The organism is Escherichia sp. S10b, assembly GCF_028421345.1.
GTDB lineage: Bacteria > Pseudomonadota > Gammaproteobacteria > Enterobacterales > Enterobacteriaceae > ECMA0423.
Genome location: NZ_JAHZSO010000040.1, coordinates 1 through 17,318, shown reverse-complemented (window position 1 = coordinate 17,318; position 17,318 = coordinate 1). Strand labels below are relative to the sequence as shown.

Below are 17,318 nucleotides of genomic sequence, written 5' to 3'. Positions count from 1 at the left end.
TAATAATCAGACCGACGATACGAGTGGGACCGTGGTCCCAGACTAATAATCAGACCGACGATACGAGTGGGACCGTGGTCCCAGTCTGATTATCAGACCGACGATACAAGTGGAACAGTGGGCCCAGAGAGAATATTCAGGCCAGTTATGCTTTCTGGCCTGTAACAAAGGACATTAAGTAAAGACAGATAAACGTAGACTAAAACGTGGTCGCATCAGGGTGCTGGCTTTTCAAGTTCCTTAAGAATGGCCTCAATTTTCTCTATACACTCAGTTGGAACACGAGACCTGTCCAGGTTAAGCACCATTTTATCGCCCTTATACAATACTGTCGCTCCAGGAGCAAACTGATGTCGTGAGCTTAAACTAGTTCTTGATGCAGATGACGTTTTAAGCACAGAAGTTAAAAGAGTGATAACTTCTTCAGCTTCAAATATCACCCCAGCTTTTTTCTGCTCATGAAGGTTAGATGCCTGCTGCTTAAGTAATTCCTCTTTATCTGTAAAGGCTTTTTGAAGTGCATCACCTGACCGGGCAGATAGTTCACCGGGGTGAGAAAAAAGAGCAACAACTGATTTAGGCAATTTGGCTGTGTTGATACAGCGGGTAATAATCTTACGTGAAATATTTTCCGCATCAGCCAGCGCAGAAATATTTCCAGCAAATTCATTCTGCAATCGGCTTGCATAACGCTGACCACGTTCATAAGCACTTGTTGGGCGATAATCGTTACCCAATCTGGATAATGCAGCCATCTGCTCATCATCCAGCTCGCCAACCAGAACACGATAATCACTTTCGGTAAGTGCAGCAGCTTTACGACGGCGACTCCCATCGGCAATTTCTATGACACCAGATACTCTTCGACCGAACGCCGGTGTCTGTTGACCAGTCAGTAGAAAAGAAGGGATGAGATCATCCAGTGAGTCCTCAGTAAGCAGCTCCTGGTCACGTTCATTACCTGACCATACCCGAGAGGTCTTCTCAACACTATCACCCCGGAGCACTTCAAGAGTAAACTTCACATCCCGACCACATACAGGCAAAGTAATGGCATTACCGCGAGCCATTACTCCTACGCGCGCAATTAACGAATCCACCATCGGGGCAGCTGGTGTCGATAACGAAGTATCTCCAACCGGTTGAGTATTGAGCGTATGTTTTGGAATAACAGGCGCACGCTTCATTATCTAATCTCCCAGCGTGGTTTAATCAGACGATCGAAAATTTCATTGCAGACAGGTTCCCAAATAGAAAGAGCATTTCTCCAGGCACCAGTTGAAGAGCGTTGATCAATGGCCTGTTCAAAAACAGTTCTCATCCGGATCTGACCTTTACCAACTTCATCCGTTTCACGTACAACATTTTTTAGAACCATGCTTCCCCAGGCATCCCGAATTTGCTCCTCCATCCACGGGGACTGAGAGCCATTACTATTGCTGTATTTGGTAAGCAAAATACGTACATCAGGCTCGAACCCTTTAAGATCAACGTTCTTGAGCAGATCACGAAGCATATCGAAAAACTGCAGTGCGGAGGTGTAGTCAAACAACTCAGCAGGCGTGGGAACAATCAGCACATCAGCAGCACATACGACATTAATCGTGCCGATACCCAGGTTAGGCGCGCTGTCAATAACTATGACATCATAGTCATGAGCAACAGTTTCAATGGCCAGTCGGAGCATCAGGTGTGGATCGGTGGGCAGTTTACCTTCATCAAATTTGCCCATTAACTCAGTTTCAATACGGTGCAGAGCCAGACAGGAAGGAATAATGTCAAGCCCAGGCCAGCAAGTGGGCTTTATTGCATAAGTGACATCGTCCTTTTCCCCAAGATAGAAAGGCAGGAGAGTGTCTTCTGCATGAATATGAAGATCTGGTACCCATCCGTGATACATTGAGGCTGTTCCCTGGGGGTCGTTACCTTCCACGAGCAAAACACGTAGCCCCTTCAGAGCCAGATCCTGAGCAAGATGAACAGAAACTGAGGTTTTGTAAACGCCACCTTTATGGGCAGCAACCCCGATCACCGGTGGAAATACGTCTTCAGCACGTCGCAATCGCGTACCAAACACATCACGCATATGATTAATTTGTTCAATTGTATAACCAACACGTTGCTCAACCCGTCCTCGAATTTCCATATCCGGGTGCGGTAGTCGCCCTGCTTTCTCGGCATCTCTGATAGCCTGAGAAGAAACCCCAACTAAATCCGCTGCTTCACCTATTCTCCAGCGCCGGGTTATTTTCCTCGCTTCCGGGCTGTCATCATTAAACTGTGCAATGGCGATAGCCTTCGTCATTTCATGACCAGCGTTTATGCACTGGTTAAGTGTTTCCATGAGTTTCATTCTGAACATCCTTTAATCATTGCTTTGCGTTTTTTTATTAAATCTTGCAATTTACTGCAAAGCAACAACAAAATCGCAAAGTCATCAAAAAACCGCAAAGTTGTTTAAAATAAGAGCAACACTACAAAAGGAGATAAGAAGAGCACATACCTCAGTCACTTATTATCACTAGCGCTCGCCGCAGCCGTGTAACCGAGCATAGCGAGCGAACTGGCGAGGAAGCAAAGAAGAACTGTTCTGTCAGATAGCTCTTACGCTCAGCGCAAGAAGAAATATCCACCGTGGGAAAAACTCCAGGTAGAGGTACACACGCGGATAGCCAATTCAGAGTAATAAACTGTGATAATCAACCCTCATCAATGATGACGAACTAACCCCCGATATCAGGTCACATGACGAAGGGAAAGAGAAGGAAATCAACTGTGACAAACTGCCCTCAAATTTGGCTTCCTTAAAAATTACAGTTCAAAAAGTATGAGAAAATCCATGCAGGCTGAAGGAAACAGCAAAACTGTGACAAATTACCCTCAGTAGGTCAGAACAAATGTGACGAACCACCCTCAAATCTGTGACAGATAACCCTCAGACTATCCTGTCGTCATGGAAGTGATATCGCGGAAGGAAAATACGATATGAGTCGTCTGGCGGCCTTTCTTTTTCTCAATGTATGAGAGGCGCATTGGAGTTCTGCTGTTGATCTCATTAACACAGACCTGCAGGAAGCGGCGGCGGAAGTCAGGCATACGCTGGTAACTTTGAGGCAGCTGGTAACGCTCTATGATCCAGTCGATTTTCAGAGAGACGATGCCTGAGCCATCCGGCTTACGATACTGACACAGGGATTCGTATAAACGCATGGCATACGGATTGGTGATTTCTTTTGTTTCACTAAGCCGAAACTGCGTAAACCGGTTCTGTAACCCGATAAAGAAGGGAATGAGATATGGGTTGATATGTACACTGTAAAGCCCTCTGGATGGACTGTGCGCACGTTTGATAAACCAGGGAAAAGATTCATAGCCTTTTTCATCGCCGGCATCCTCTTCAGGGCGATAAAAAACCACTTCCTTCCCCGCGAAACTCTTCAATGCCTGCCGTATATCCTTACTGGCTTCCGCAGAGGTCAATCCGAATATTTCAGCATATTTAGCAACATGGATCTCGCAGATACCGTCATGTTCCTGTAGGGTGCCATCAGATTTTCTGATCTGGTCAACGAACAGATACAGCATACGTTTTTGATCCCGGGAGAGACTATATGCCGCCTCAGTGAGGTCGTTTGACTGGACGATTCGCGGGCTATTTTTACGTTTCTTGTGATTGATAACCGCTGTTTCCGCCATGACAGATCCATGTGAAGTGTGACAAGTTTTTAGATTGTCACACTAAATAAAAAAGAGTCAATAAGCAGGGATAACTTTGTGAAAAAACAGCTTCTTCTGAGGGCAATCTGTCACAGGGTTAAGGGCAATTTGTCACAGACAGGACTGTCATTTGAGGGTAATTTGTCACACTGAAAGGGCAATTTGTCACAACACCTTCTCTAGAACCAGCATGGATAAAGGCCTACAAGGCGCTCTAAAAAAGAAGATCTAAAAACTATAAAAAAAATAATTATAAAAATATCCCCGTGGATAAGTGGATAACCCCAAGGGAAGTTTTTTCAGGCATCGTGTGTAAGCAGAATATATAAGTGCTGTTCCCTGGTGCTTCCTCGCTCACTCGAGGGCTTCGCCCTGTCGCTCGACTGCGGCGAGCACTACTGGCTGTAAAAGGACAGACCACATCATGGTGCTGTGTTCATTAGGTTGTTCTGTCCATTGCTGACATAATCCGCTCCACTTCAACGTAACACCGCACGAAGATTTCTATTGTTCCTGAAGGCATATTCAAATCGTTTTCGTTACCGCTTGCAGGCATCATGACAGAACACTACTTCCTATAAACGCTACACAGGCTCCTGAGATTAATAATGCGGATCTCTACGATAATGGGAGATTTTCCCGACTGTTTCGTTCGCTTCTCAGTGGATAACAGCCAGCTTCTCTGTTTAACAGACAAAAACAGCATATCCACTCAGTTCCACATTTCCATATAAAGGCCAAGGCATTTATTCTCAGGATAATTGTTTCAGCATCGCAACCGCATCAGACTCCGGCATCGCAAACTGCACCCGGTGCCGGGCAGCCACATCCAGCGCAAAAACCTTCGTGTAGACTTCCGTTGAACTGATGGACTTATGTCCCATCAGGCTTTGCAGAACTTTCAGCGGTATACCGGCATACAGCATGTGCATCGCATAGGAATGGCGGAACGTATGTGGTGTGACCGGAACAGAGAACGTCACACCGTCAGCAGCAGCGGCGGCAACCGCCTCCCCAATCCAGGTCCTGACCGTTCTGTCCGTCACTTCCCAGATCCGCGCTTTCTCTGTCCTTCCTGTGCGACGGTTACGCCGCTCCATGGGTATTTTCAGTGTTGCCACCATCGTCTGCAGCTGGCTGACGTACCAGGAGTCAGAGAGCGGAACCAGCCGGTGAGTCTGCTGACCGGCGGGCATTCTCCCCGCCGTCCTGGCAGCTTTTTCGGTCCGTTGTTTCAGGGTCGCAAGCTGCACAAACGGATACGGAGGCGCAAGCGAAAAATCCCCCCGCGTCAGCGCCAGTGCTTCATTAATGCGTGCTCCGGTGTTCCACAGTGTGGCCAGCAGCATCTTGCGGTGCAGATCCGGGACGTAATGGAGCAGGGCACTCACTTCCGGAGCCAGCAGATATTTTGGCAGTTCATCATGGACCATCGACATCTGGCGAAGTGCCAGAGCTGCCGGATAATCAATGGCAACAGGCAGCGATGCAGGCTGCCCGGCAGAATACACTGCCGGTACCATGACTGCAGACTGGCTGTGTATAACGGAGCCTGACATTTATATTCCCCAGAACATCAGGTTAATGGCGTTTTTGATGTCATTTTCGCGGTGGCTGAGATCAGCCACTTCTTCCCCGATAACGGAGACCGGCACACTGGCCATATCGGTGGTCATCATGCGCCAGCTTTCATCCCCGATATGCACCACCGGGTAAAGTTCACGGGAGACTTTATCTGACAGCAGACGTGCACTGGCCAGGGGGATCACCATCCGTCGCCCGGGCGTGTCAATAATATCACTCTGTACATCCACAAACAGACGATAACGGCTCTCTCTTTTATAGGTGTAAACCTTAAACTGCATTTCACCAGTCCCTGTTCTCGTCAGCAAAAGAGCCGTTCATTTCAATAAACCGGGCGACCTCAGCCATCCCTTCCTGATTTTCCGCTTTCCAGCGTTCGGCACGCAGACGACGGGCTTCATTCTGTATGGTTGTGCTTACCAGACCGGAGATATTGACATCATATGCCTTGAGCAACTGATAGCTGTCGCTGTCAACTGTCACTGTAATACGCTGCTTCATAGCACACCTCTTTTTGACATACTTCGGGTATACATATCAGTATATATTCTTATGCCGCAAAAATCAGCGCGCAAATACGCATACTGCTATCTGGCTTTTAGTAAGCCTTATGTATTTTACCTTTCGTTATGTTAACCAATAAAAATTAAAATCTGACTTATAAAAACAAAGCGTAATTACCGCATTCCCGTTTCGTATGGATCCGACTTTATTTGAATAAACGACTTTCCGGAAGTGTACAACGCTGAGAAAATCATCATATCGCTGTTTTCCGCCCCTGCACGGCGCATCACAGGTCAGGGAAATAACACAACATATAGTGTCATCAGCAGCTGAATCCGGCACCACATGTTGTGCTTACAGGAAGTGGCGTTGTGTGGGGGGGAGAGGAAGATCCGTAACTGCCGGAAACCGGATCTCAGAAGAGAAAAAGAAGAGTTGTTGCAAGATAAGCACAAAAAATGGTGGTTTGTTGAGATATGGTAATTATTGCTCAGTGGGCAAAATTCAGAACAGAGTTAGCCTGAAATTGCAAAAAACAGGCCAGAAAAACTTTTTTCAGCTCATTTTCATCAACCGGCCTTAAAGGCTGCTTCGGATTTCCTAAATACAGTTTTACATAAGGAACATCGTATGACTGTATTTCTCATGGCCGTTTTCTATGGCCTCTTAAAAACTGGCTCTCTCATTGCCCTACTTGTTGATGCCTATAAAGGCTGGACCTTGTTCTGGAAGAACTATGATCGACTCCCCCATATCTACCGTTCGCAATGGCGATATCAGCGACGCTTCATTCTCAAAAGAATCTGGAAACGCATCAGAACCGGCTAAGCCGGTTCTTCCAGCAGCATCCCCAACCCGGCCAGCCAGCACAGACAGCACCAGGTGGTGAACACCATTCTGGTCTCGCCGGATTTCCACTTACGGATGGTGCGCTCGTCCACATCTAGCCGGTTGGCCAGCTGGATATCTGTGAGCGGGATCAGCGCCCGGACCACGCTGACTTCACTGGCTGAAGGTGCCATCCAGCTCTCGCCCGAGCACAGTGTTTCAGGGTTAAATTTCTCTAGTTCTATCAGCCCCTGAACCTGACGGGCATTTTCTGCCTTCATATGCGGTTAACCTTTCTGATCAGGATTGCGACACACTTTGTACACGATGGGCAAGACGGCGCGTTTCTTCCACGGCCCTGAGTTCATTTGCTTTTTCTATCATTTCTGCGGTTGGTTCAGAAAGTTTTTCAAAAAACTCCTTAAACCTCTTTGCAACTGACTGCAGAGAAACACTGTCAGTTCTCGCTGTTTTAAGATTGGTGTAGACGAGGCGGGAAAGGGGTTTGGTCAGTTCCTTCCGTTCCATGTATCGTTTGAAGATCCAGAGATAAATATCAACCAGTTCCAGCCCGGCACTCATCGTTCCCGACTGGAAGACAAGCGGTTTTGCTGGCATGTTCTTCATATCCATGACAGGCAAACCCGGCCCCAGTGCCCACGGCTGTTCGCGGATCTGGTAGTAAAACTCGTTCAACTCCCGCTGGGTGGTGTTGAACTGTGACTGCTGGTCAACAATGATATCTGCTTTCCGGTTCGGTGCCCCCAGACGAGAGCAGATCCCGTGCAAAACGGACTGAAAACCAATCATATTGGGCATGATCTGCAACTTTTCCTTATTGGTTTTGCAGTTGTACCCCAGCTCATCAAAGTTGACCATCGCCCAAGATAGGGCATCGGTAATGAGTTCAACTGAACGGGCATCACCCAGAGAGTGAACGCGCTGAAGCAGCACTCCACAAACCTCACTGAATAATGAGCAAGAACGTTCATCATGAGCCTCAAGACGGGCACGCCACGCTTTTTCAGCCAGCTCATCATCAAACAGATTAGACAGATTCAGCAGCAGGGGATAGCGCAGAGGGGTCCAGTAGGCACTCCAGGGCACAACCGGATTCAGTCCCTGATCAAACACCTGGTCGAAGAACGAAATAATGGCGTGATCGCGCTTAACCACCTGCCAGATATCAAACCGTATCCGGTGATTTTTCTGCAGGACCAGCAGCGTATCCACAACTTCTGAAAGGCGGTGCACGCCCAGTTCCGCAGCGTGCAGGCGCTCCACGCCCAGAGTTTTGCGTAATGCGGCAAGATCCGCTTCAGCAACCTTATCTAGGTCAGCCTCTGAGGACAGTACTCCGTAGGAGAGGATTGGCTGGGTTTTGTCAAAAAGGTTTCGGCCAGTCTGGCCTGTTTCATCCACATAAAAGTGCATTCAGATATCCTTTTCAAGGCAGGAGGAAAAGAAACGGCATAATTCAAATCAATGTAAAACCTTCCTGTTGCCGGCTGCAAGTGATCCTCTTAAATGAGTTTTCGGATCTAAGGAAGAGAGAAGAGGGATTATTGTATGAATGGCACAAAAAGCGACGGATTGTTGCGGTGAATAGATTATTGCTTAGGAAGCAAAATTTATAGTAATTGATAACTCTAATGCAATTAAACAGCGACCCCATCAGGGGTCACCGTAATTTTGATCAGCGATGTTCAAACCGCGCCACTGGAGTATCAGTGATTTCCATCTCTATTTCCCAGAGCGTTTTCATCACACCTTCAAGTGGATCGTCGCTGCTGCGGTAGAAGGTATTGAAAAGGGTTCCATCCGGATACCTGAACAGCCTGAGTTCACCAAAGGATTCAGCACTGACCATAAGCGAAAACTCCTGTTCGGAATTGAGGACAAGGTAAATAAGACAGTTATTGATCCTGAAGGGCAGAGAGCGGCTACCCCTGGCCGATACATCAACATGTATGCTAAACGCGTCATGCCTTTCCGGCTGATAGACCAGTTCCCTCAGTTCCTCGCTGAAGCGGGAACCATAGATCACCAGAATGTAGTTATTCTGATCAGCGGACCGTTGCGCGACTTCCATTAACAGCGTTTCGAGGTTATTGACCTCAATCGTTAATTTAGCCTGTGACTGCCACAGTACATAATGCAGTCTGCGGAGAATATTTCTGTTCACTTCTGATACCGAAGGGAAATCTCCGTAGTCAGTCTGATTAAGCTCTCTGGCAACATACTCTTTGGAAACACCAACAGGAATATATATCGCCAGCCAGTTGCGATCACATTCTGAATTTTGAGTAAACGTGAAGTATTTAAGCAGAACATCTTCAGACAATGCCCCAGGAAGTTCATTTGTAAGACGAGCATCAGTGTTTCTCAGTCGAGCCTGGTCTACTTCAGCAGCAACGATATCTGCCGTTTTACTACGACTGAATACATCTATGTATTTATCCAGAACATCATTAAAGAACACCACATTCGTTGCATAATCCGCTTCTGAAATGATATAACCTTCATAGGGAACTGAAGGGTCTCGTTTCAGTCGTTTAAGAATAGAAATTATTCTGTCTTTACTGGAATAGGAAAACACCCCTCCAGCCAGGGCTTCATTAACACGCTGTGTAACCTGCTCCGCAGGCCTTGCGAGCTTTATAGCCAGCAAGGCAAACGCCCCGTAGAGACTCCCTAAATCTTCATATTCCCCTGTATACATACGCCCGGGAATGTAAGGCCTTTCATTATATGAGTTCATAACCTCAATGGTTTCTGATAACCCGCTGTACCAGCTTGTATTCGTATGCAGATTGCAGTGCTCAATTCTCAGTATCATGTCAATGATATCGACAGAACGTCTGAATGCAGGCGTCAGCGTGTCATGTGTATCTCTATCTTCATATAATTCAGACATAATGAGATGATTCACAAGATCGGCTAAGTCTATATTTTTTTGCGATTCAAAATGAGCAATAAGATACCCTGCCATTAACAACCGCAAATCGGATAAGGCATTTGCAAACATAATGGACAAAGCGGCATCTTTTTTATACTTGCTGCCCCTGAGTAACATATTCCACTGCGGTTCTGTCTCCTTCAGGGACAGATAATCCGGAGTCAGGAAGAAACTGTGCCAGCGGTACTCTTCCTCCCAGTAACGTGTAAACCGGCTCTGATTAAACCAGAGGCAGAGAACGTCGTGAGCATATCGCACGGAAGAGGCATTATCGGCAACCACTGACGGAATAAGAAGCCTGGCGGTATTATGCAGATGATACATCAGGCGGCCAGTAGAATCTTCACTCCCGGGTTTGCCAGTGATCGTGGTCATACTCCAGCCTTCCCACAGTCCGATATACCCGCGGATAAGGGCCTGGTGAGTCAGCTCCTGGCTGGCCGAGAGGGGGCCCCCCAGTCCCGCTTTCCACTCGTTTAACACATGCCACACCCTGAAAAGCGAGAGTAAAAACTGTCTGAAATCGGTAAAACACGTGCTCTGTGTTTTTCTGTACACACGCAATGGAATGAGCATCGATTCACGGAAATATTCGCCTGAATATTCCGTTGATTTTACGGATTCACGAAAAAACTTTCTCAATTCATAATGGAATGAATCGCTGAAAGTATGGCTAAAACCTGATTCTTTTACTTCATCCAGATAATTTTTATCGACCTCGTAATTGTAACTTCTTTTGATAGAGGTATAGGTATCTGTTAATCGTTCAATCCCTGTTCTGAAGACGCTAATATTTTTATCGTTAAGCGCATCGTAAGCCTCACCAAAGAAATCAAAAGTAATATCATCCAGATCCCTTTTGTTCTCAGGGCGCCCTGTTACAATACAACGACGCAATAACCACCGCCACAATCCTGAAACAGGCTTGACATTTCTCGATGACAATAAAGTCAGTTCACCAGAACGAACACCAAAGGAGGGCAGAATGATAATTTCCGCATCCTGCCCATCTACCGCCTCTAGCCTTCTCAGTAGGAATAAAAAAGGCCTTATATAAATATCAGTAACAACATCACCTTTACTGATATTAGATTTAACATGAAGCATATCGTCTTTCTCAGAAATTGAGTAAGGCAGTATTTTAATATTACCGAGGTAATTTTGACCTACATGACCCCCCGGGTAACGCAGCCACGCCTGAATATATGCTTTTTGAATGTAGTCATCCACTATCTGAGATAAAAAAAACTTATTCATTAGTCGATCGCGTTTGCTCTCATCCAGGACATTCAGACTGGAGACGAAGAACCAGATAGACAGAATAATATTGAAAAGCATCCACACAAAAGCTGTTACGGCAAAAGAAGTATTAAGATATCCGTCACCTATAGATAACGTCATACCGCCCAGCACGACAAATGCAGCCAGTGAAAGACCACTCAGGCCCGCAAACATATATCCGGAATGAAGTTGATACGCGGACTGAATATGGATCCTTGCTGATTTCTTTTGAAATAAAACACTTATAAGCCCCACAACCAGCGGAAATACAATACCGATTATAGTCAACTGGCTACCCAGTAAATTAGACATCCAATCTGAAAGCTTGGTAATGCCCTTAAAATGCTGCACAGCGAAAGGTAGCAATACAGGGCGAAAATATTCGACCACGCCAACAGCCCCGAAGGCTGCGGACCATAGAACCAGCATAGCCCGGACGTAATGGGTGGAGCAGGAAACAAGTATTCTCTCCACCGGGTTCCAGCGAAGTTTTTTGTAATCCCGGTTCGACTTCAGGCTCCGTCGGAGTTCAGCTCTCACCTGCCATGAGACACTTTTCAGAAGTTTTCCAAACATAGATATCCTGCGTATTACATAAGAAATTTTATGAATAATAAGCGGTAGGAACCTTTTTTTCTCTGGAAAATGTCACCCGATACCCTTCATACAGGCTTTGTCATCCTAAAATCCGGTTTAACCTTTTTTCGGATCTCCGATAAAAAAGAAAGAAATAGAGATATGCATAAACATATGCCTGGCATCTACATATGCTACCGCTATACATATGCCACACATCTGCCTATACTAAACATATGCACACACCCGGTGCTTTGAATATTCCGGATATGTTTCACATATCCATATGCTCGGGAGAGAAAGAACATGAGAACCGTATCGATATTTAAAAATGGCAACAACCGCGCCATCCGTCTGCCTCGTGATCTGGATTTTGAGGGGGTGAGCGAGCTCGAGATCGTCCGGGAAGGGGACAGCATCATCCTGCGCCCCGTCCGGCCAACCTGGGGATCATTCCTAGAGTACGAAAAAGCCGATCCAGATTTTATGGCGGAGCGCGAGGATGTTGTCAGCGACGAAGGGCGATTTAACCTGTGAACAAGACTTATATGCTTGATACCTGTATCTGCTCGTTCATCATGCGTGAACAGCCAGAAGCCGTCCTGAAGCGTCTGGAGCAGGCGGTGCTACGCGGCCACCGTATAGTGGTCTCGGCCATCACCTACTCTGAAATGCGCTTCGGGGCTACCGGCCCAAAGGCCTCACCACGTCACGTCCAACTGGTCGATGAATTCTGCGCCCGCCTCGATGCCATCCTGCCCTGGGATCGCGCCGCAGTAGACGCCACCACGAAGATTAAAGTGGCACTGCGGCTGGCCGGGACGCCGATCGGCCCGAACGACACGGCGATTGCCGGGCACGCCATCGCCGCCGGGGCGATACTGGTAACGAATAATACAAGAGAATTTGAGCGAGTGCCTGACCTGGTGCTGGAAGACTGGGTGAAGTAAGACACTCTTTTCAAAGTCAGGAGATAAGGGCACCAAGAAACAGCCCGTATACGGGCTGTTTTAACAGATATCTACAGTAAGCGGTCCTAAACTGTAGGGTATCTTCGAAGATCAGACTATCAGGGAGCTAAAGCCTATCTTCCGGCGGCAAAAACAGTGGCTCAAGCGATACGGGCAACCGAGCTCTGGTTTGCTGCCGGTGGCAGGGCGATGAGCTTGTCACATTCCATAATCACGTACTCCGGGATGAGATCGAATCTGGACGGATCTAGTTGACAGATGAACTCATTTTCAATGTGGTACGTTTCGTTAACGAATTTTCGTATTACCGGATGGTCCTGATCCAGTTCCAGTAAACGGAATACCTGCAGTTTTTCATAGCCGTTACGACAGCGACGGTACAGGTTTTTTATTTCATCTGGGCTGCTGACGAGAGCCTGAAGTCGCGGGTAATCAAAACTGTCCACATACTCCCGGATATCCCGCAAGGCCTGCTGAATTTTCTCAGGAGCCATTTTGGGATAGCCCGAGCCCGCAGCGGCAGGCTCGCGATAATCCAGCGGGGCGACGCGTCGATGGAATAGATTGGATAGAAGCTGATAAGCATCACCACGTTCGTCAACGATTTCAAAGTAGCGACGAAGATAGATGAGCTTAATGATCTCCTCACAGTCTGCTGACGCGGTGATGGATTTGCAGATCTGCATGAATGTCATGATATCGCCGTCGTTAACAGGTAATTCTTCTATGACTCCAGCAGACAGGCGCAGGCAGGAGGCGGTCACCTGATTACTGAACAACCTTCTGACTGACTTCAGCGTGTCAATCACAGGCTCCACGTCATGCGTCAGCATAAGTACAGTCCGGTTCTTCAGGCATTCACCACTTGCACGTCTGAACAGCATTTCAAGAATGGCAAACTTCTTGTTTTTATCAAAAGAAGATATGGGATCATCAAGGATAATCAGTCCCGGGTTTTTTGACAGGCATTCATACATGAATAACACAATCGCAAAGGCGTTCCGTTCTCCATAGCTGAGATGCTGGCTACCGCCGCTGACGTACCCGTCAAAATCTATGTGTCGTAGCCTGAGTTTTCTCTGCTCTCCCTCGCCGGCTATATCCACCCTGTATTTATAGCCTGCATAAGTGAGGAAATTATTGATGTTTGTTTTGTGCTGTGCGATCAGCCGGATCATGCTGTCCCGGTGCCGGTTAATTTTTCCCTGCAGCGGTCCGGCAAGGTTTATCAGGTCCATAAGGGCCGCGTTCAGTCTGTCGGTGATCCCCTGCATGAGTTCGGATTGCAGATCAGGGAAGAACTGCAGGTCAATCAACCTGGCAGTGAGCACCTCCCGAACGTTCTGCTGTTCCTGCAGGCTGAAAACATTCAGGCCTCTCAGCGCAGTGAGTTTCTCTGTCAGCGTATCGGTCTGGCGTTTCAACGCCACTAGGTACTCGATATGTTCGGCTTCCGGACCGTTCTGAAGCATAGTAATGGCCAGAAGGCGTTCTCTGGCGCTCTCCGTCAGGTAATTACCGAGGTTTTCCACCAGTCTGATGATAGCGGTCAGGTTTTTAATGGTGGATTTATCGTATTCCTCTCTGACTTGGCGAATTTGTGCTTCCTTTCCCGTGATATCACCGGTACAGAACGGACAGCAGCCATCCGAAAGGGGCGAAAACTCGAGTCCCTTTGTCTGCCAGTCAATCCATTCCACGCGGCGTTCACTGCGGATGTAGGGTTGATAGTTCTCAAGACCAGCCGGAATGTGGTGTATTTTATTTCCGCCTGACAGACCTCTCATGCCGGTTGAAGAACGTGAAATCCCGGAACTGGTTGATTTGAAAGCATTACTGAGTTCCTGTAGATGGTCTATCAGAGAGTTCAGCTCAGTGTGATCCGTGAAAACAGCCCGGATCTTTTGCGTCATTTCTTCTATTTCACGCTCTCTTTCCGCATGGGCTTGATTGCGGATAAGAATATTAAAGCTGTCACTGATGAGCTCGTCCGGTTGGAACGTAAACTGACTGACGTACTCCTCGTTGAAGCACATCACGTCCCCAATCCCGTCAGCACCGATGACAATGGGCCCGGTGCTATCGGGGTTTTCTCCGCGCAGCCGGAAGGGCATCAGTGCCTGTAGTCCCTGAATGTCGTCCCGCGCCGCACAGCTTATGGCCCGTGACAGCGTACTTTTTCCAGTACCATTTGGCGCAAACTTAATGTTCAGTTTATCGGCAGTGAGGGTGATATGTGCTCGTACGATGTTATTGCAGTGGCGTATTTCAATGTCCATTTATCTGTCCTTTGCCAGTTATTCCGGGGGGATTCATATCCTGCCGCAAAATGTGCCCGCATGCTGTGATGCAGATACATAATACATTTCGTTTATACCATTGCTTACACCTCTCCGAGATGTTCATATCAGAAACAAAGATTAGGTCGATCCGACTTTTACTTTTTTCGGATCTCTGGAGAGGGGAAGAAGGATTTGTGCTGATGATGCAATACTAATGATATATTTTGAACTTAATTGCATTATTGCTTATCTGGCATTAATAACTGAAATACTTTGCATAATTATCAATGAAAGAACGAGGCTCATATTTCCCATGTAAATTATATGCCCTTGCAGAGAGCGAGACGGTAGTGAACTTGCGGCACTAATAATAAACTGTACCGACTCTTCCCGGGCACTGGAATGTTCAGATGTACGACAGAGCCCCGCGCCTTTTGCAATAAATAATTAAAGGACTGAACATGGCGACCACAGTAATAGCTGCCTTTAACGAATTTATGAAAGATACCGTGAATCTCAAAAAGGCAGATACCGATGACGCGCGTGCAAGTCGCGACTGGCTTATCGGTAAGATGAATGATTTTGAGAAGGACGATAAATTTCCGGTGAGTTTTCCAGCGATCCATATTGCCTTTGGCTCCTTTGCCAGAAGAACCAAAATCCGTCCGCTTGATGATATCGATCTGATGTTTGGCTTAACCGGGCAAGGTGCCACCTATACCATCCTGAGTGACCGGATAACTGTAACCTCCTCCGGAGAGGGGTCACGTCTGCACAGTTACCGCCATTCCGGAGCTGACACCGTCTGCTCCGTCAGAATTCTGAATGCCTTTAAAAACCGCCTGCAGGACATTGCCCAGTACGCCCAGGCTGATATCAGGCGTAACCAGGAAGCTGTCACGCTGAAACTGGTCAGCAAGGACTGGAATTTTGACATCGTCCCCTGCTTTATTACCAGCGAAGATGCCTTTGGACGGACTTACTACCTGATCCCCGATGGCAACGGCCACTGGAAGTTTACCGACCCCCGTAAAGACAGGGACAGAGTCACTACTATCAATGTGCAGAATAACGGCAATGTGCAGAATAACGGCAATGTGCTCAATGTCATCAGAGCAGTCAAATACTGGCAGCGGCGACCGACGATGCCATCCATGAGTTCCTACCTGCTGGAAACGCTGATTCTGGACTATTACGCTGGCAGGACATCCTGCTCATCGTTTGTTGACATGGAGCTGGAAGCGCTTTTCCGCCACCTTGGTCAATCCGTGCGGTACTCTGTCAACGATCCCAAAGGCATACAGGGTGATATCAACTCACTTTCAGCCGAGGCACGTAAGGCGATATCGGACAGATGTTATCTCGATGCGCAAAAGGTATCGGAGGCGAGATGGTTTGAAAATAATAAAGAGTATGAAAAATCCATCAATAAATGGCGCGATGTGTTCGGGCCATTCTTTCCTGTTTACGGGTGAATCATGAATGCCATTTACACAAACCAGTCGACCAGAGAAAACATGGATTTACTGTATGCGCAGGCCCGTGTCTACGACAGGGTAAAAAACTGGAACAGACTGAATTTTCTCTTCAGCATCATCGTACCGCTCCTGCTTTCTTTCGTTACCGTATACAACCGGAGCCGGGAATTTGTCGATTCAGAGTTGTTGTCTTCGCTGTTGGGGTTATATGGACTCCTGGTGCTTACCTTTAACATTGTTATCAGTGGACACATCTCGGCTCTGCGCAGGAAGGCAGCCTCAATCCAGGAAATGTACGACTGCCGGGTACTTGGCATCCGGCGTAATGAACTGAAGGTGGAGGAGATCCCACGGGATGACATCATCCGGGAAGCTGCATATTTTAGAGACAGCCCGGAAAAAGCACGAAAGCGATTTGGCGAAGAGGGGTGGTACGTCAGTAAGGTGTATGACGCGCCGCAGGCCGTAATGGCGCTCCTTTGCCACGGAAAAAATCTCGGCTGGGACAAATCGCTCAGGGAGGTTCTGCACGTATTTTATCTTTCCGCTTTTATTGTCTCGCCTGTCGCGATGCTTGTTTACGGCATCGTCATGAAATCCGGGCTGAATGAGATCCTCTTCTATGTGGTGTTCACACTGCCGGTCATCCGCTATTTCTTGCTTCAGTTTCTGGATAATCGCAGCAGTATGAAAAGAAGCGAGAAGCTGAAAAAGTACGTTGAGAAGGAATTATCCGGCATAAGGGTGTCCGGAAGGGCAGAAGAAGAGCAACTGGCTTATACGCTCCGGAATATCCAAGATGAGATGTTTACCTACCGGGCCTCATGTCCGCCCGTACCCAACGGTATTCAGCTGATAATGAAGCCCAAAAATGAACGAATTTATGTTGATTACTTTGAAACAAATCTGAAGGAGCTGCACCTTCAGAAGTAATCCCTCCTTAGCTCCGGTGTAGGATTTACGTATGCCGGAGCACATCCGATAAACAATTCTTGGTTGCCTGAGTGTCAGCGTAAACCCATAGTCACCTTCGCCTCAGACGGTTAGTAACACAGGTAATGACTCCAACTTACTGATAGTGTTTTATGTTCAGATAATGCCCGATGACTTTGTCATGCAGCTCCACCGATTTTGAGAA

At 47.3% G+C, this 17,318-nt stretch carries 16 protein-coding genes; 5 read left to right on the top strand and 11 right to left on the bottom strand.

Annotation, left to right across the window (positions count from 1 at the left end; genetic code table 11):
- Window positions 1-215: 215 nt before the first annotated feature.
- The 6 genes from FTE26_RS03880 to ccdA all read right to left on the bottom strand — a co-directional run bounded on the left by FTE26_RS03880 (window position 216) and on the right by ccdA (window position 5,802).
- Window positions 216-1,187 carry a ParB/RepB/Spo0J family plasmid partition protein gene (locus FTE26_RS03880; RefSeq protein WP_000817036.1) on the bottom strand — a complete coding sequence of 324 codons (972 nt, stop codon included), beginning with the start codon at window positions 1,185-1,187 and terminating at the stop codon, window positions 216-218.
- Window positions 1,187-2,353 carry a plasmid-partitioning protein SopA gene (sopA, locus tag FTE26_RS03875; protein ID WP_000772446.1) on the bottom strand — a complete coding sequence of 389 codons (1,167 nt, stop codon included), beginning with the start codon at window positions 2,351-2,353 and terminating at the stop codon, window positions 1,187-1,189. Before sopA ends, FTE26_RS03880 begins: the two co-directional genes overlap by 1 nt.
- Window positions 2,354-2,940: 587 nt before the next feature.
- Window positions 2,941-3,696, bottom strand: coding sequence for a replication initiation protein RepE (repE, locus tag FTE26_RS03870; protein WP_000852146.1), 756 nt, complete (start codon window positions 3,694-3,696; stop codon window positions 2,941-2,943).
- A 773-nt stretch (window positions 3,697-4,469) separates the two neighbouring features.
- Window positions 4,470-5,276, bottom strand: coding sequence for a site-specific integrase (locus tag FTE26_RS03865; protein ID WP_000016982.1), 807 nt, complete (start codon window positions 5,274-5,276; stop codon window positions 4,470-4,472).
- Complete coding sequence (gene ccdB, locus FTE26_RS03860; protein WP_001159868.1) at window positions 5,277-5,582, bottom strand: type II toxin-antitoxin system toxin CcdB; 306 nt, start codon at window positions 5,580-5,582, stop codon at window positions 5,277-5,279.
- A 1-nt stretch (window position 5,583) separates the two neighbouring features.
- Window positions 5,584-5,802 carry a type II toxin-antitoxin system antitoxin CcdA gene (ccdA, locus tag FTE26_RS03855; protein WP_023909027.1) on the bottom strand — a complete coding sequence of 73 codons (219 nt, stop codon included), beginning with the start codon at window positions 5,800-5,802 and terminating at the stop codon, window positions 5,584-5,586.
- 633 nt (window positions 5,803-6,435) lie between these two features.
- Between ccdA and FTE26_RS03850 the strand changes: the two genes are divergently transcribed.
- On the top strand, window positions 6,436-6,633 hold the full coding sequence (locus tag FTE26_RS03850; RefSeq protein ID WP_000215657.1) for a hypothetical protein: 198 nt from the start codon (window positions 6,436-6,438) through the stop codon (window positions 6,631-6,633).
- Here the strand turns inward: FTE26_RS03850 and FTE26_RS03845 are convergent.
- From FTE26_RS03845 to FTE26_RS03835, 3 genes are all read right to left on the bottom strand, one after another.
- The gene (locus tag FTE26_RS03845; protein ID WP_000642771.1) at window positions 6,630-6,914 is read right to left on the bottom strand and encodes a hypothetical protein; all 285 of its coding nucleotides are present in this window, start codon (window positions 6,912-6,914) and stop codon (window positions 6,630-6,632) included. The genes FTE26_RS03850 and FTE26_RS03845 overlap by 4 nt on opposite strands.
- Before the next feature lie 19 nt (window positions 6,915-6,933).
- A complete protein-coding gene (locus FTE26_RS03840; RefSeq protein WP_000545983.1) occupies window positions 6,934-8,067 on the bottom strand; it encodes a DUF3800 domain-containing protein in 1,134 nt (377 codons plus the stop codon).
- A 262-nt stretch (window positions 8,068-8,329) separates the two neighbouring features.
- Entirely contained in the window at window positions 8,330-11,449 is a 3,120-nt protein-coding gene (locus tag FTE26_RS03835; RefSeq protein ID WP_023909028.1) for a hypothetical protein, read from the bottom strand.
- A gap of 306 nt (window positions 11,450-11,755) precedes the next feature.
- Between FTE26_RS03835 and vapB the strand changes: the two genes are divergently transcribed.
- Complete coding sequence (gene vapB / locus FTE26_RS03830) at window positions 11,756-11,986, top strand: type II toxin-antitoxin system VapB family antitoxin (protein ID WP_001261287.1); 231 nt, start codon at window positions 11,756-11,758, stop codon at window positions 11,984-11,986.
- The gene (locus FTE26_RS03825; protein ID WP_001044768.1) at window positions 11,983-12,399 is read left to right on the top strand and encodes a type II toxin-antitoxin system VapC family toxin; all 417 of its coding nucleotides are present in this window, start codon (window positions 11,983-11,985) and stop codon (window positions 12,397-12,399) included. The genes vapB and FTE26_RS03825 overlap by 4 nt, the downstream gene beginning before the upstream one ends.
- A gap of 161 nt (window positions 12,400-12,560) precedes the next feature.
- Here FTE26_RS03825 and FTE26_RS03820 read toward each other — a convergent pair whose 3' ends face one another.
- The gene (locus FTE26_RS03820) at window positions 12,561-14,699 is read right to left on the bottom strand and encodes an AAA family ATPase (RefSeq protein ID WP_000350635.1); all 2,139 of its coding nucleotides are present in this window, start codon (window positions 14,697-14,699) and stop codon (window positions 12,561-12,563) included.
- A 464-nt stretch (window positions 14,700-15,163) separates the two neighbouring features.
- Here FTE26_RS03820 and FTE26_RS03815 point away from each other — a divergent pair, with 464 nt between their 5' ends.
- Window positions 15,164-16,177: an SMODS domain-containing nucleotidyltransferase gene (locus tag FTE26_RS03815; protein ID WP_085674723.1), complete on the top strand. Its 1,014-nt coding sequence runs from the start codon at window positions 15,164-15,166 to the stop codon at window positions 16,175-16,177.
- Window positions 16,178-16,180: 3 nt separating this feature from the next.
- Entirely contained in the window at window positions 16,181-17,113 is a 933-nt protein-coding gene (locus tag FTE26_RS03810) for an S-4TM family putative pore-forming effector (RefSeq protein WP_000991832.1), read from the top strand.
- Window positions 17,114-17,249: 136 nt separating this feature from the next.
- On the opposite strand, the gene FTE26_RS03805 is transcribed toward FTE26_RS03810, so the two are convergent.
- Window positions 17,250-17,318 (bottom strand): IS1 family transposase (locus FTE26_RS03805; RefSeq protein WP_071607219.1); only part of this gene is annotated, 69 nt, incomplete at its 5' end.

What these genes read in the sequence shown, in the direction of transcription:
- repE (WP_000852146.1), bottom strand. Translation starts at nt 3,696, where the DNA reads ATGGCGGAAACAGCGGTTATCAATCACAAGAAACGTAAAAATAGCCCG.
- FTE26_RS03815 (WP_085674723.1), top strand. Translation starts at nt 15,164, where the DNA reads ATGGCGACCACAGTAATAGCTGCCTTTAACGAATTTATGAAAGATACC.
- FTE26_RS03835 (WP_023909028.1), bottom strand. Translation starts at nt 11,449, where the DNA reads ATGTTTGGAAAACTTCTGAAAAGTGTCTCATGGCAGGTGAGAGCTGAA.
- vapB (WP_001261287.1), top strand. Translation starts at nt 11,756, where the DNA reads ATGAGAACCGTATCGATATTTAAAAATGGCAACAACCGCGCCATCCGT.
- ccdB (WP_001159868.1), bottom strand. Translation starts at nt 5,582, where the DNA reads ATGCAGTTTAAGGTTTACACCTATAAAAGAGAGAGCCGTTATCGTCTG.
- FTE26_RS03850 (WP_000215657.1), top strand. Translation starts at nt 6,436, where the DNA reads ATGACTGTATTTCTCATGGCCGTTTTCTATGGCCTCTTAAAAACTGGC.
- ccdA (WP_023909027.1), bottom strand. Translation starts at nt 5,802, where the DNA reads ATGAAGCAGCGTATTACAGTGACAGTTGACAGCGACAGCTATCAGTTG.
- FTE26_RS03810 (WP_000991832.1), top strand. Translation starts at nt 16,181, where the DNA reads ATGAATGCCATTTACACAAACCAGTCGACCAGAGAAAACATGGATTTA.
- FTE26_RS03840 (WP_000545983.1), bottom strand. Translation starts at nt 8,067, where the DNA reads ATGCACTTTTATGTGGATGAAACAGGCCAGACTGGCCGAAACCTTTTT.
- FTE26_RS03820 (WP_000350635.1), bottom strand. Translation starts at nt 14,699, where the DNA reads ATGGACATTGAAATACGCCACTGCAATAACATCGTACGAGCACATATC.
- FTE26_RS03845 (WP_000642771.1), bottom strand. Translation starts at nt 6,914, where the DNA reads ATGAAGGCAGAAAATGCCCGTCAGGTTCAGGGGCTGATAGAACTAGAG.
- sopA (WP_000772446.1), bottom strand. Translation starts at nt 2,353, where the DNA reads ATGAAACTCATGGAAACACTTAACCAGTGCATAAACGCTGGTCATGAA.
- FTE26_RS03880 (WP_000817036.1), bottom strand. Translation starts at nt 1,187, where the DNA reads ATGAAGCGTGCGCCTGTTATTCCAAAACATACGCTCAATACTCAACCG.
- FTE26_RS03865 (WP_000016982.1), bottom strand. Translation starts at nt 5,276, where the DNA reads ATGTCAGGCTCCGTTATACACAGCCAGTCTGCAGTCATGGTACCGGCA.